The 13,176-nt window shown below is 41.5% G+C and carries 11 protein-coding genes and 5 pseudogenes; 2 read left to right on the top strand and 14 right to left on the bottom strand.

Annotation, left to right across the window (positions count from 1 at the left end; translation table 11 throughout):
* Positions 1-498 precede the first annotated feature (498 nt).
* From AC04Q6_RS04175 to AC04Q6_RS04140, 8 genes and pseudogenes are all read right to left on the bottom strand, one after another.
* Positions 499-753: an ATP-binding cassette domain-containing protein gene (locus tag AC04Q6_RS04175; protein WP_476389549.1), complete on the bottom strand. Its 255-nt coding sequence runs from the start codon at positions 751-753 to the stop codon at positions 499-501.
* Between the two features lie 216 nt (positions 754-969).
* Positions 970-1,888: pseudogene (locus AC04Q6_RS04170) on the bottom strand (sensor histidine kinase).
* A 5-nt stretch (positions 1,889-1,893) separates the two neighbouring features.
* Entirely contained in the window at positions 1,894-2,586 is a 693-nt protein-coding gene (locus tag AC04Q6_RS04165) for a response regulator transcription factor (RefSeq protein ID WP_118069970.1), read from the bottom strand.
* 19 nt (positions 2,587-2,605) lie between these two features.
* Positions 2,606-2,872 (bottom strand): annotated as a pseudogene (locus AC04Q6_RS04160) (nucleotidyl transferase AbiEii/AbiGii toxin family protein); the annotation flags it as partial.
* On the bottom strand, positions 2,873-3,466 hold the full coding sequence (locus AC04Q6_RS04155; protein WP_021651954.1) for a type IV toxin-antitoxin system AbiEi family antitoxin domain-containing protein: 594 nt from the start codon (positions 3,464-3,466) through the stop codon (positions 2,873-2,875).
* A gap of 82 nt (positions 3,467-3,548) precedes the next feature.
* Positions 3,549-3,635, bottom strand: a complete 87-nt coding sequence (locus AC04Q6_RS04150; protein ID WP_242997104.1) for a DUF6040 family protein — start codon at positions 3,633-3,635, stop codon at positions 3,549-3,551.
* A gap of 21 nt (positions 3,636-3,656) precedes the next feature.
* Positions 3,657-4,638: pseudogene (locus AC04Q6_RS04145) on the bottom strand (MobA/MobL family protein); the annotation flags it as partial.
* Between the two features lie 326 nt (positions 4,639-4,964).
* Positions 4,965-5,129, bottom strand: a pseudogene (locus tag AC04Q6_RS04140) (relaxasome subunit MobC); the annotation flags it as partial.
* 633 nt (positions 5,130-5,762) lie between these two features.
* On the opposite strand from AC04Q6_RS04140, the gene AC04Q6_RS04135 reads away from it, so the two are divergent.
* The gene (locus AC04Q6_RS04135; RefSeq protein WP_242997102.1) at positions 5,763-6,008 is read left to right on the top strand and encodes a helix-turn-helix domain-containing protein; all 246 of its coding nucleotides are present in this window, start codon (positions 5,763-5,765) and stop codon (positions 6,006-6,008) included.
* Positions 6,009-6,053: 45 nt separating this feature from the next.
* Positions 6,054-6,596 (top strand): SMI1/KNR4 family protein, encoded by a 543-nt coding sequence (locus AC04Q6_RS04130; RefSeq protein ID WP_118069966.1) that lies wholly within the window; start codon positions 6,054-6,056, stop codon positions 6,594-6,596.
* A 241-nt stretch (positions 6,597-6,837) separates the two neighbouring features.
* Here AC04Q6_RS04130 and AC04Q6_RS04125 read toward each other — a convergent pair whose 3' ends face one another.
* The 6 genes and pseudogenes from AC04Q6_RS04125 to AC04Q6_RS04100 all read right to left on the bottom strand — a co-directional run.
* Positions 6,838-8,631 carry a DUF4209 domain-containing protein gene (locus AC04Q6_RS04125; RefSeq protein ID WP_173738939.1) on the bottom strand — a complete coding sequence of 598 codons (1,794 nt, stop codon included), beginning with the start codon at positions 8,629-8,631 and terminating at the stop codon, positions 6,838-6,840.
* Between the two features lie 277 nt (positions 8,632-8,908).
* Positions 8,909-9,895, bottom strand: a complete 987-nt coding sequence (locus tag AC04Q6_RS04120) for a hypothetical protein (protein WP_476389548.1) — start codon at positions 9,893-9,895, stop codon at positions 8,909-8,911.
* A 32-nt stretch (positions 9,896-9,927) separates the two neighbouring features.
* Complete coding sequence (locus AC04Q6_RS04115) at positions 9,928-10,137, bottom strand: hypothetical protein (RefSeq protein ID WP_476389547.1); 210 nt, start codon at positions 10,135-10,137, stop codon at positions 9,928-9,930.
* A gap of 110 nt (positions 10,138-10,247) precedes the next feature.
* Complete coding sequence (locus AC04Q6_RS04110) at positions 10,248-11,507, bottom strand: sensor histidine kinase (RefSeq protein ID WP_119248291.1); 1,260 nt, start codon at positions 11,505-11,507, stop codon at positions 10,248-10,250.
* A 2-nt stretch (positions 11,508-11,509) separates the two neighbouring features.
* Positions 11,510-12,175, bottom strand: a pseudogene (locus AC04Q6_RS04105) (response regulator transcription factor).
* Between the two features lie 298 nt (positions 12,176-12,473).
* A partial coding sequence (locus AC04Q6_RS04100; protein WP_476389546.1) for a CPBP family glutamic-type intramembrane protease occupies positions 12,474-13,176 on the bottom strand: 703 nt, incomplete at its 5' end.

The raw sequence follows: 13,176 nt of genomic DNA, 5'->3' as shown, positions 1-13,176 counted from the left end.
TGTACTTCGTTCGGTTATGCAAAGCCGGATATTAACCCAGACTTGGTACGGTTGGGTAACTGTTTTCGCATTTATCGTGAAACGCTTTCGCGTTTTTCGTGCGCCGCTTCAACCGCGGTTGATAATTCCAATATCATCAGCCAATAGAGAAATTTCAGAAAGGATATGACTTGAAATTAAAATTGTTTTCCCTCGCGCGTCCACAAAGCTCACGAATAAAGGAACGTACTTCTGCGATACCGATAGGGTCAAGTCCATTGATAGGCTCGTACTAAAATTAAAAGCTCCCAGGGTCGTGCATGAGCTGCAAGGGCAATCGCCAACCGCTGCTTCATACCAGAAGAGAGTATTGTGAAAACAGCTTTTTATCCTTGTAAGGACGCCCGACCAAATCCAGAGCGTCCTTGATTGCATGGCTGTTCGGCACTCCCCGCAGAGTAGCAAAAATACGCAGATTTTCCGTTGCGGTCAAATTCGGATAAAAGCCGGGGGACTCAGTTAGACTCCCAATGCGGGGGAGCAACTCTTCTTTCGTTCCCTTGCAAAGACTTTCCCCAGATTTTGACCTCCCCGGAAGTCGGCTTCGTTAAGCCCAACAGTATTTTCAGTGGTAGTCGTTTTTCCGGCTCCGTTTCTGCCCAGCAGACCGTAAATTTTCCCACGCTTCACATGGATATTTAAGTCAGCCACACTCTTTTGTGAGCCGTATTGCTTCGTCAGATTTTTTGTTTCAATGATATAATTTGTATCCATATTCAAAACCTCCTGTTCTGTAAGGTATTCTATCATGCCAACCTTGCATTAACCTTGCCGCAACCTTGCATTAACCTTGCAATTAAGGAATGAATTGCAATGCAAATCCTATTCCGCTACTTCTCAATCCGTTTGGGGATTGAGAAGGTTCCCATGCCATTTTCTAAAAGATTTCTGAAAATAAGTAAGGCTCCCGCCATAAAGACGGGAACCCGCTTAAATTTCCAAAGGAAAAAGCAAAGTAAATTCCGTTCCTTTTCCCGGTACACTTTCAACTGTTATGCTCCCACCCATCTTTTCTACAAGCTGATGGACAATAGAAAGACCAAGACCGCTGCCTTTGTCAGACCGTCCTTTGTCACACTTATAGAGCCGTTCAAAAATGTGTTTCAAATCTTCCTTCTCAATTCCCACTCCATTATCCGCAAGCAGCAGCTCCATGTTATTTTCCCTCTTTGACAGGGCAATTTTGATTTTGTCTGCATGGCTGTGAGCGATTACATTTTGAATGAGATTATTGCACGATCCTCATATAGCTGTCCATATCCAATCTTACCCGGATAGGCTGTTCGGGAATATCAATGTCATAATCGACCTGCTTATCTTCAAAAATCGGTATCCAGTCGATTAGGATATTTCTTGTCAGCTCTGCAGCTTCAACGCTCTGGATCTCCAAAGCAAACTCGTTAGAATTTAACTTGAACCAGTCAAAGAGTACATCAATATATTCTTTCAGATCATGGGCTTTCCGGCGGGCGGTTTCAATATAATCATCCCGGTCTTTTCCTGTGACCAGTCCTTTGTGTGCAGCGTCAAGATACCCAATCAGAGTAGTAAGGGGCGTTCGCACATCATGGGAAAGGCTCGTCATAAGCTGGCGGTTGGTTTCTTCCGTCTGCCGTACAGTTGAAAGTCTGCTTTCATAGGCCACAACGATCTCGTTGATTTCATAAGCAAGAGGTGCTGTCAGTTCATTTGTTGCAGATAGAATACGCCGGTTGCCATTTCCGTTTTTCACATCAACCAGCACATCGGTCATTTCTGCTATTTGTTTTTTTACACGCCGAACGAGAACGATGGAAGTCAATACAGCCACAACAACAATCACAACGGATAAGAATACGATGATTTCCATGCTGGCTACACCTCCTTATTAAACCGATATCCAATCCCTTTGACCGTTTGTATATACTTTGGGCTTGAAGAATTAACTTCTAATTTTTTACGAAGCCGACTGATAATCGCCATAATGTTACTGTCATCATAGAAATATTCTTCGCCCCATACTTCCTCATAAATCTGCTGTTTTGTCAAAATTTTCCCTTGATGTTTTGCACAGTACAGGAGTAAATCAAATTCCTTTGGGGGCAGTTCAAAAGTGCCGTTTGATGTAGTAACAGAACGATTTTCAAGGTCAATCTGCAGTCCGTTAAAATTTAGCTTCTGTATGGCTCCGGCTTGCTGATTAAAGCGAGTGTAGCGGCGTATAAGAGACGCAATACGGGCAATCAGTTCGTCCATATCAAACGGTTTTGTAAGATAATCGTCCGCCCCGGCCCGTAAGCCTCGTACTTTAGAAATGCTGTCATTTTTAGATGTAAACATCAAAATCGGTAAGCTGTACTCCTTGCGAATTTCTTCCAGCGTTTCAAAACCATCCATACCGGGCATCATCACATCCAGCACCACAAGCTGATATTCCTGCTCTCTTAATTTTTGTAAGCCCTCTTTTCCGGTATTACAAAAATCAGCTTCTATGTTTTCTGCTTGTACGCTACGTTTAATCAATTCACACAGTGCTTTGTCATCATCTATAATCAAAATCTTATTCATGATGCAACTCCTTCCCTTGGGATATAATCATTTCTACATCCTCCACACTAACATTAGTGCCTTTTATGGTAGCATCCAGATCCATAGTAGCTCTGGCATCCAGACCAACCATTGCCGCCACCAGCATTCCACCTTTTAATATAAACTGGTTTTTATACTCTGATAAAGAAATTCGTTCTAAAAAACGTTCCATCATATAATTCCGCATCAAAATCTGTGCATCTGCGGATTTTTTCTTTGACATATTACGAATTAAATCCTTTAATTGTCTTGCTGTTGTTATCATCTAAAGTAACACCTCCAAATATGGTCTTAGTATCTTTTCAACATGAAACATAGCTGCGTATTTCATAAGCATCCGTAAGTTTTTATCCTTACGTTTCGCATATTGCTTTAATGCATCTTGGAAGACCTGCATTTCAATATTTTTCCTGCTGCGAAGCAGATCGCAAATCGTTCTCTCCATATCATAAACCGGAACTGAATGTCCAAATGATGTCAGCATAGTTGTGATCCCTATTTCATGTAAATCCTTTTTTACTGTATACACTTGAAAACCGTCTTCCTGCAAACGGCTTGGATTATATCCAGTTCTTACTGTTATGGTGTATTTCAAAGGCTCTCTGTCCGTTAAATCATGAAAAAACGATGCAGTTTCGTGAGAAAATACAGCTTGACCACAACGCAAATGCAAAAGGAACATCGCATCTGTCCACGTATCAGGTGATACATACACACCATGAGAAGCTTGCTCTAATCCTCGTTCCTTCACATAGGCATAAAACACAGACTTACTAATTCCATTATTTAGGACTTGAAATGTCTGAATTGTCCCTCCACATTCACGCAATAACAAATCTAATTTTTCAAATTGAGTCATATAGATTCTCCTTTCATGCTAATATGATAATATATATTAGCATGAAAATAAATATAAATAACGCAAATGAACAAATTAGATTTTAAAAATATCCCCGTTCTTCCTGCCAGTCTTTCACATAACATCGGATTCCAATATAAATAACATGTGATAGTAATAGGAATACCATGAGATTTATCGGAATAGCGTTTTTAATGATCTGGTTTTCCTCCACTTTCCATGAAGCGGAGGATGTCTGTCCGTTTTGAAATTTCTCATCAATTTTTCTGGCATCCGCACCCTCATGGATCGTTGGTATCTCAAATTTTCCCTGCCTTGCATAAGAACGGTGGTCAATGTGATTTTCCACTTTCAAATGAGCATTACATACATTCGCCCATTCACTCCGCCACAGTTCACAATTTTTCGGATTGTTCCACCCGGTAGCATCGGTTAATACACGTTTCCACTGTTTACGGTTCCTTGCACCGACTTTCTGATTGCCATTTTCGTCCAATACCGGGATTCGGATTCCATGACGGTCAGGGTTCTTTTTATCCTGCCACCAGTCCGAATGGGATTCATCCACCACAATATTTCCATTTTCATCTCTGACAAAATCCCAGTCCTTGACTTCTTTGTTTCCCCATGAATGGTCTGGATTGAATGATCGCATCGTCACAAGTAAATGCACATGAGGATTTCCATCGCCTTTATCGTGGATGCTCCAGTCCGCACACATTCCCTTATCTACAAAGGTCTTTTGAATATATTCAGTTGTATAATCAATCTGTTCCTGTCGGCTCCATTCTTTCGGAAGTGAGAACTCAAATGACCTGCCGAGTTGTGCATCCGAGGTCTTCTCAATCTTCAAAACTTCATTCCACAAACGCTGTTTCTGAAAAGTGAGTTTAAATTTTTCCAGTGCGGCATCTTTGTTATCTGCTCTTTTATATCGGACAGATTTCTGGAACCGTCTGATATAAAAGAGCAGGTACATTCAGCCATTCCTGTGGTGCATTTTCACACATCAACAGGTTGGTATAAACAACTTCTCTTTTGGAAGTGTAATAACTGATCCTGCCTGTTTCTTCATTTTTCATCACATCGCCATTGAGATAAGCAGATGCCGATATGATGGATTTTCCTTTGCTGCGTCCAACAATCTTTACTGTATAATGAAAAATTGCCATGATCCGTTTCCTCCTTTCTGCCGTATCCGGCTTTGATTTCCGGCAGGTAACGTTTTCCTAAAAGAAAAAGGTATCTGCCGGAACGCCCTCTGCATAAGAGTGCCCTGTGCATAACAGCCTGCATGGAATGCGCCCCTCTGGCGAAGAGTGCCTCCTACGGCATGAGCAGGTCTGCATGAAATGCCCGCCGACGGAACGAGCCCGGCAAGCGTGAGCGCAGACCGGTTGCCACTTGTGGCAAACTTATACGGACGACCTCTGGTTGTCCATAAGTGCGCCCTTCATAAAAAACAATGAAGGGAATGGAAAACCCACTCCCTCCGGCATTACACTTCCTCCGTATTTGCAACTGGCTCTTTCTGCATTGCCTTTGAGAAAAACTTTCCGTTTGCTTCCTGCCTTTTTAAGAAGCCAATCAGCTTCGGGATATCTTCTTCCTCAATTGCAGAACCCAGCACCGATTCCACCGCACCACCAATCTGGCAGAGCCTGGTTATGCTGTTAATAAAATCGGAGACTTTTGTGTCACTGTAGATTTTCATCCGGTCTGTAAATAATGGGTGGTTATACGCATAATCGGGATAATACTGTCCGGCATTGTTTTCTGCAATGATGGAATACACTGCCAAGTCCAGAAACAAACCGTTGTTCTTTCCAATGATATCTCCCTGCATTTCATCCAGGTGATACTCCGCTATAATCTTACGCAGTACAAAATAGGTACCAGCTCTGAGACACCCGCTCCTGTAAGCACTGCCTTTTGTTTCCGGCAGTTCCTCAGCCGGGAAAAATTTCAAAAAGTTGGTGTTCGGATACATCAGCTCCGAATCATCCTCTGTACACTTTCTAATCGTCGTGTTCTTAGGGACAGTATACCCTTTTTTTGTATTGTAATTATGTTCATATGCATAGTAAATGTAAGTGGTTCCCTTAATTTTTTTACGAGTAATGCCAGCTGATTCAGTTGGTATTTTTACTTGAAAATCGAGATACATGGCGCCGCCTTTCGAGAGTTAATTATTACGGAAGTTCACATTTCTAGTATAACGTAAATTAAATAGCTACTATATATTTTGAGGATAATGTGTGGTATAATAGTGTTATCTAAGAAAGGGATGAACGCTATGAGAAGAACATATCTTACTCTGTCAGAGGAAGACAAAGATTACCTTAAAACATTATCAAAAAAAAGAACAATTCAGGCACAAATTGTAGATCGTGCCAAAATTTTATTATATAAATCTGATGGCATGACTTTCAACGATATCGCTGAAAAACTTGCCGTTAGTTCAGCAACCGTACGGCTTTGTGTTTCTAAATATTACGAGGGCGGTATTGAATTTAATGCCCGTCAAAACCGAAAGCCATAGAGCAATAACTTCTTGGTTTAGAAATTATTAAGGAGAGAGTACATAATGGAAGATGTAAATGCAATACACAGAATTTTCAAAAATTTAAAATATGAGATGGATAATAATGGTTGGGTCTATCAATGGCATTTAGGTGATGAGCCTATAAAAGTAACTCATAAATTTTACCCACCTGTATCCTCCGAAGAAATTCAGTTATTTGAAAAATATTTTCCCAACATGAAACTTCCCGCTTCGTATAAAGCCTTTTTATCTTGTTCAAATGGAATGGAGCTTTTTTGTGGAGAAGAGGGTAGTTCTCTAGTCAGCTGTACCATCTACTCTTTAAAAGAAGCTCTTAATCAAAAAGAGGTTTGGAATAATACACCCATTTTATCTGATCCAGAATTCACCTATCATCTTCCCATTCTTTTTCTGCAAGATATAGGTGATATAACCATGGATTTACAAGCTGTATTAGAAGGTAGAGAAGATTATTTATGTTATCCAGCTCCTGACACCGATCGTTTTAACCTTCCTTTTAATGAGTGGTTGGAGCGCTATATTGTATGCCAGGGACATGAATTTTGGTTTTTCTTAAATCCGTAACTACCAAAATACTTTCTCTATATTTTTATTTAAAAATATATGTTTATGAAAAACACTCTGACTACTAATAAGTTGGAGTGTTTTTATAATTCATATTATATTTATAGATTTACTCTCAGTGCTACACATTCCGGGGGTTGAGGCCGTCCCCAAAGTGCGTTTTGATATCCAAACGCTATGCTTGCCAGATACTTCCGAACACTTTTTAAGGAAACCATACCATCCGTCCAACCATTTTATATTAATTCTCATCCATATTATCTTTCTTCTCCATCAGCTGTTTCAGCTTTTTATTTATTTTGCTTCTATTCTCCTCCTGTAATTTTCCGCAGAATAGATAGCAAAATTTCAGTGCAAACCACCAGATATACAAAGCTTTAAAGCTCTGGAATGCCTGATCATCCAGCATTCCATGTGCCACATTGTTGCGCATGTTAAATCCAAATTTTGAACAGAAAATCGTATTTAAAGCAAATATAAGGTCTTCATCCAGGCTTTCTTTTACTCCTTCCAATTCTAAGACAGCGTGCATTGGTTTTACTTCTTCAATCTCTTCTTCATTCATGTTGTAAACAGGTTCTCCACATTCCACTGCCAGATATCTTACTGCATTTTCTATCTGTGGAATCAGGATACTTAGCGCCGTCAAAAAATCTCCTGAAAAGCCAAACATAAGACCCTTGGTATACGATTCTTTTCTCCCCTCCGGAATCGCACAACTTACATCTACAATCTTTTTTACATCACTCTCTTCGATCACAAATCTGGAACGAATATATTCAAACGTATTTCTCACCAGAATCTGTGCAAAATAATCCATCTCCATGGCTGCTGTCCGCTCCATATTATCCTTAAGCGCACCTTCATCGATTGTTCCATCAGGCTTTTTCACAGGCCTGCTTTTAGCAATTAATTTTCCTCCTTTTCCAAGGATTGCCGCTGGAAATATCGTGTTCAGGATCCCAGTCCTATTTAATACTTGATTCTTTACCTTTTCTCTTACCGGAATCGGAAGAAATGAAGCAAAATAACATAATGCCTCTTCTTTATCAAGATCTTCCAGTTGGCGGAACAGTTCTTTTACAATGCCGCTGGCATCCTGTTTATCACTCCATACCATCATCTCCGAAAGGGAAGCTTCTTCTATCTGTGCTATTTCCTGCAACAGTGCCTTTCTTTCTTCTTCCGTACCCTGTATGGTCTTTAACAACTGAATAACCTCTTTCAAATAGTGAATCTTTCTCATTAAATTTCCTTTAGAAGAGGCCCCGGCATATTCAGCCTCCATCCGGATAGCCTGAATCTTACGTCTTCGTATCGCAATCAGTTTAGGTTCAGTAATACACTTTTTCTTCTGCCAGTTATTTTTTCTGCAATAGAGTTCTTCCAACAGATCACAAAACTTACCAATGAGCGGTGCATCACAGCTATTATCATCGTAAGTTTTCAAGATATTTTCCACATAAGGGATCAGATATCCTGTATCCACTTTTTCCTCCATGGCAGTTTTTATCAAATATCCAATTTTTGCGTGGCTGCTGTTATCATACTCTTCTAATACTTTTATCAGCAGATTCTTTCGCACCTCTTCATTGATTTCCTTGCTTCGGATTTTTTTAGAGATAAACAAGATCCGGTTTATAGCCATGATATGATCTGCAAATGCACCGGTGTTCTTCAAGTGTTCGCAATAAGCCGTTTCTGCTATTTTAGCATTTGAAAAATCATTTTCCACAACCCATAAAAAATCCGATATCTTTGCCTTGTTGATCGGTGCGATGGGATAGCTTCGGATTTCCTCCAGCAATGCCTGATACTCTTCTCTATTTATATCTTTCCGATTCCAAATGCTGCGGGCATAGGAAAACGGTACGTCTTTAGGCGTATCAATCCATCGTTCCACAATAATATCCACCAGAAGATTCCTGAATTCCCCATCCATCGGTCCGCAGAAATCTGTCAGTGCTTTCTCTGCCGTTTGAAAATTAGGTTCTTTTAAAATCTCTGCGATCTGCTCTGCCATTTTTTCTGCCATACATATTCCTCCAACCTTTTTCTATAGGAAAAGTATAACGTATTTTTCTTTTTCCTGTAAAGCAGAAAGACCTGAAAATCCAGGTCTTTCTGTCATCATTGCTTAGAAATTGAAATTCACACTCTATTTTATATCCTTGGAACCCATAGAAGCCGCCCATCCAGCCTGAATCCTTTGTATTACGCTTCCATCCCGTGCATTGATCGTAAGGAGTGGAACACCTGCAGCATCCATCGTCACGTCTCCTATGACCGGTCCATCCTCCCCATTTCCGTACTCATACTCTGGCTCTTTGGATGTCCAGGTTCCATAAAAATCCCGACACCGGGATCAGGACTGCTTCGGTATCGCTGCCTTCACTGTCTGGCATGCACATATAACCCAGCTGTACCTTTGTTATGGTTATCTCCGCACTCTGTGCATCAATGGACGGATAACGGTAGTGGCTTCCTCCATCGACAGAGATCAGCCGATTCTTGTCTTCTGTCATGACCTGCAAAGTGATCGTTTTTTCAAAGATATCCTTGACCTCATCAAAAGGAAGTAGGAACAGCCTTTCATCGGAAGCATTCGATGCTTCTATGGGATTTCGGTGCAGAAAACTCTGAAGTGTCCCACTGCAAAAGTCCATCGTCAGTACTTCATTTTCCCATCCTTCAGACTGTCCTTCATGAAGTGTTCCATCTTCGTTTTCCCATTCAAGAGCCTGTTCATTAACAGGCAGAGAGGTTTCCCTCACATAATTAACCGGAACCCCGTCTATCATCCGTTCAAAAATGAAGTCATCTTTTTCCAGGGTAGTGCTTCCTTCAGTAAGTGCTTTTGAGGAACTTTCAAATATCTCCCAGTTTCCGGACACAAGACCTGAAACCTTCTCCTTTGCTTCCTTTTCAGATACTTTCCCGCTTCCTGCCTTTATATAATTTTGAAAGCGTTCTTCCCTTTCTTTTTTCTCACTTGATGCCAGGGTCATGTCCCCACAATCATCAAAGCTAAACTTCGCTATCTGAAATCCAAGTTCCTCCACATCCGATACCTGCTCGCTCTGTACATAAGAATACCGATAGGTCAGTCCATCTACTGTATACGTCCCCGCCTGTTCGTTCTCATTCTTCTCTTCCTGCATGGACTGTCCTTTTCCGAATGTGTCTTTTATTTTATTCTGTTCTTCTTCAGGAATCGCCAATCTTTTTACTTTTTTTAAACAGATTGCATCTACATCCGGCACTTTTATCGGTGCATCCGCTGTCGGGGTAAAATTCATCGGGGTTTCTTTATCCTCCCGGCCCGCTGATCTTAGATCTGCCTGGATCGTTGTCTGGTATGTTTCCGGTGCCTGTACCTGTTCGGCAACGGTTTTCTGAACTGTCTCCTTTTTCTCTTCTTTTTCTGTTCTGTCTGATCCTTTTCTTCCACAACAGCAGACTGGACAATACGGTCACATCCGGATAATGTCAAAAGATTCATACACAGAACGGCTCCCATAAACATTTTTATTTTCTTCATCCTTTTTCCATCCTTTCCTTTCGGTATTAAAAAAGGTACCCTCTTCTTATGAGAAAAGAGTACCATATTGCTTCGCTGATGTATTCATCAAGATGTAAACAAATTGTAAATCAGAAGATGGCTCTTACCGTGGTCCCCTCTCCTGGCTGGCTTTCGATCTTCAGAAATCCGCCATGGATTTCAGCCACCTTCACACAGAGTGCCAGCCCAAGTCCAGATCCGCCTTCTTTTCGGCTTCGTGATTTGTCCACCATATAGAATGCATCTGTGATCTTTCCCAGTTCTTCCTCCGGGATCCCCATTCCGGTATCCGACACCTCAAAGATCTTTTTTCCAGCTTTCTCATAAGCCTTTACCCAAATGCTTCCACCGGCATCCGTAGCCTTTAGGGCATTGTCGATCAGGTTTATCAGAAGGCTTTCCATCAGGGCCGGATCCATTTTCATGGAAAAAGCTTCACATTCCATCCTGAGGTGCACCGTTTTCTTTTCTGCCTGTTCTTTTTCCATGTCTATGACATGGTTTAAAAGATCACCTGCCGTGGTCATTTCCATCTGTATGGCATGGTTCTGATAAAGCCCCAGCATCTGCAGCATCTTCCCGGAAAGAGCCTCCAGGCGTTTTCCCTCCCGGTTGATATGTTCCAGTGCCCGGTCTTTCTGTTCGTCTTTCAGCTTTACATGACGCAGGGTATCCGAATACCCGATAATGGATGTTAACGGGGTACGCATTTCATGGGAAAGTGCCCCCATGAGCAGCTCCTGTTTCTCTGCCACTTCCTGTAGCTTCTCCATCTGTTCCACAGTTCTTCGCATCATCATATAAATAAAAAGGCCGGCGATCAGGAACACAGACAAATAAATTCCCAAAAACCAGACAGCGGTCTGTCTCAGCTCTGCAAAAAGCCCTGTGACTTCCCGAACAGAGAGGACTTCGTATCCTTCCGGTCTGGATAATGGTTCCAGCTGGAGAAGGAGGTATTTCTGTCCCAGTTTCTGTATCTTGTAGGCATAAGGATCTCCTTCATCCTTTAAGCCTAAGTTTTCGAGCCCCACAACTTTATAATCTGTCAGGTTTTCAATGACGGCATTGCTTTTTCGGTCGATGAGAGCCATGCCTTCCCCACAGCATCGCTGGAACTGAAAGCCCATATAAGCCCGCTTTCCAGTCTCGGACATCTGCTCATATTTGCTGTTATCCCAAAATTGTTCCAGGAGTATCTTGCCATTTTCCAGCTGTCTTCCGTAGGTCTCTGCAGCATTATTGAGGCTTCGTTTTCCTGTGATATAAAGACTTAGCGTTCCCACTGGGATCAAGGCACATAATAGCGTTACCAGCATAAGAAGTACCGTTCGTTTCCACAGCTTCATCCTTATTCCTCCAGACGGTATCCAAGTTTCGGGATCGTCCTGATCTCATCATAAAGTTCCAGCTTTTTTCTGAGCTGTCCGATATGGACATCCACCGTCCTGCTTTCTCCCAGGCAGTCTTCTCCCCAGACCCGTTTTAACAGTTCTTCTCTTCCAAGCGCAATGTTCTGATTTTGCATGGAGCAGCACAAAGAGGTCATATTCCATTGGCTTTTAGGCTTACCGGAAGCCCGTCTTTGTAGACCTGATGGCTTTGCACGTCCACCAGGATGTTCCGGACCGTTAAGACTCTCCCGGCCCGTCCCGTCCTCTCCCAGTACCTTCTCAACGCGTACTGCAGAAGTTCCAGCATCTCAAAAGGTTTTACCATATAATCTTCCGCACCCAGCTTTAATCCCTTCACCTTGGAAGCCACATCATCCTTTGCAGTCAGGTAGAGCACCGGAATATCTTTCGTTTTAAAATCCTCCATAAGTGCAAATCCGTCTTTTCCCGGCAGCATGATATCCACCACTGCCATATCTGCATCCTCATGCCATAAGAGCAGCCGCTGGGCTTCTGCCCCATCATAAGCTGCCACAGTCTCATATCCTGCCGCTTCCAGGTTCCCGCACAGCACTCTCTGAAATTGCACGGTCATCTTCTATCACCAAAATTTTATTTTTCATTCCCGTTGCCACCTCTAACGCTTTTCTATAGTATAGTTTCTTATATCCCAAGTCTACATTGCATTTGTTCTTGCCTTCTCATCATTTATACGTATCAGGGCACGATAATGTGACCAGCTCAATTCAGGACACAGTGTGTCTCGAATTAGAAAAGTACAATAAAACTGAAATTATAGATTTTTGTCCCTTTTCTTTTTTGCCATTACGAATCCAAACATTGGAATCAAGATTCATAAACAGTACAACTGTGCCACCTTCAATTTTACAGCTGCCACCCGACAGAATCCTTGAATTTCCACTAATTACCATGTTGAACAAATGCGGATAATCTTCTGCTAACTGATACTCCACCCAGAATAATTGCACCAACTCCATTCCATAAAAAATGGATTACAATCGGAGCAACTAAGCATTCCGTGTATTCCAAAACTGCCGTCACGAAAAGACTCATCGTTATAACGTTTAGTACAGGAAGTATTCCTGCCTCAAAAGCCCCACCATGTGCAAATGTAAATAATCCGGTAGATATAAGGACAGCGACAACTATGTTGTAATTATTTTTTATCATCTGATATAAGTAACCACGAGCTAACACTTCCTGCATAACGCTATTGATAAAAGCTGAAAATAACCATAACCAAAGCATAGAAATTTGGTTTCTGCCATTAATATGTATGGCCCCTGTTAAAGATAATATTACAACAGATACTCCTAACCAAATAGCTCCTGTGATACACCCAAGTACGATATTATAAACAGGTTTTCCAGTCAGATGTAATCGTATGTTTCTTTTATCTATTAACCAGAAAATAATTGTAAAACCAATAACTGACAATAATGGAATCAATTCTGCCCAAAATCTCCAGACTGCCGCACTTTTTGTATCTGGTATAGGCAAAATTGAAACACATATAGCCCAGCCTACAAAAAAGGCAAACGTTTTTAATGATACCAATACTAATTTCTTCATGTAATATTTTCCTCTACAATCCAGATTAATA

Source organism: Blautia sp. HA9023 (assembly GCF_056504095.1).
Note: the sequence above shows the minus strand (reverse complement) of the source record. Positions and strands in the feature narration are given on the sequence as shown.

Excerpts from the sequence above, each read along its gene's own strand:
- AC04Q6_RS04175 (WP_476389549.1), bottom strand. The coding sequence starts at position 753 with ATGGATACAAATTATATCATTGAAACAAAAAATCTGACGAAGCAATAC.
- AC04Q6_RS04165 (WP_118069970.1), bottom strand. The coding sequence starts at position 2,586 with ATGAATAAGATTTTGATTATAGATGATGACAAAGCACTGTGTGAATTG.
- AC04Q6_RS04155 (WP_021651954.1), bottom strand. The coding sequence starts at position 3,466 with ATGACTCAATTTGAAAAATTAGATTTGTTATTGCGTGAATGTGGAGGG.
- AC04Q6_RS04150 (WP_242997104.1), bottom strand. The coding sequence starts at position 3,635 with ATGGTATTCCTATTACTATCACATGTTATTTATATTGGAATCCGATGT.
- AC04Q6_RS04135 (WP_242997102.1), top strand. The coding sequence starts at position 5,763 with ATGAGAAGAACATATCTTACTCTGTCAGAGGAAGACAAAGATTACCTT.
- AC04Q6_RS04130 (WP_118069966.1), top strand. The coding sequence starts at position 6,054 with ATGGAAGATGTAAATGCAATACACAGAATTTTCAAAAATTTAAAATAT.
- AC04Q6_RS04125 (WP_173738939.1), bottom strand. The coding sequence starts at position 8,631 with ATGGCAGAAAAAATGGCAGAGCAGATCGCAGAGATTTTAAAAGAACCT.
- AC04Q6_RS04120 (WP_476389548.1), bottom strand. The coding sequence starts at position 9,895 with ATGAATTTTACCCCGACAGCGGATGCACCGATAAAAGTGCCGGATGTA.
- AC04Q6_RS04115 (WP_476389547.1), bottom strand. The coding sequence starts at position 10,137 with ATGAAGAAAATAAAAATGTTTATGGGAGCCGTTCTGTGTATGAATCTT.
- AC04Q6_RS04110 (WP_119248291.1), bottom strand. The coding sequence starts at position 11,507 with ATGAAGCTGTGGAAACGAACGGTACTTCTTATGCTGGTAACGCTATTA.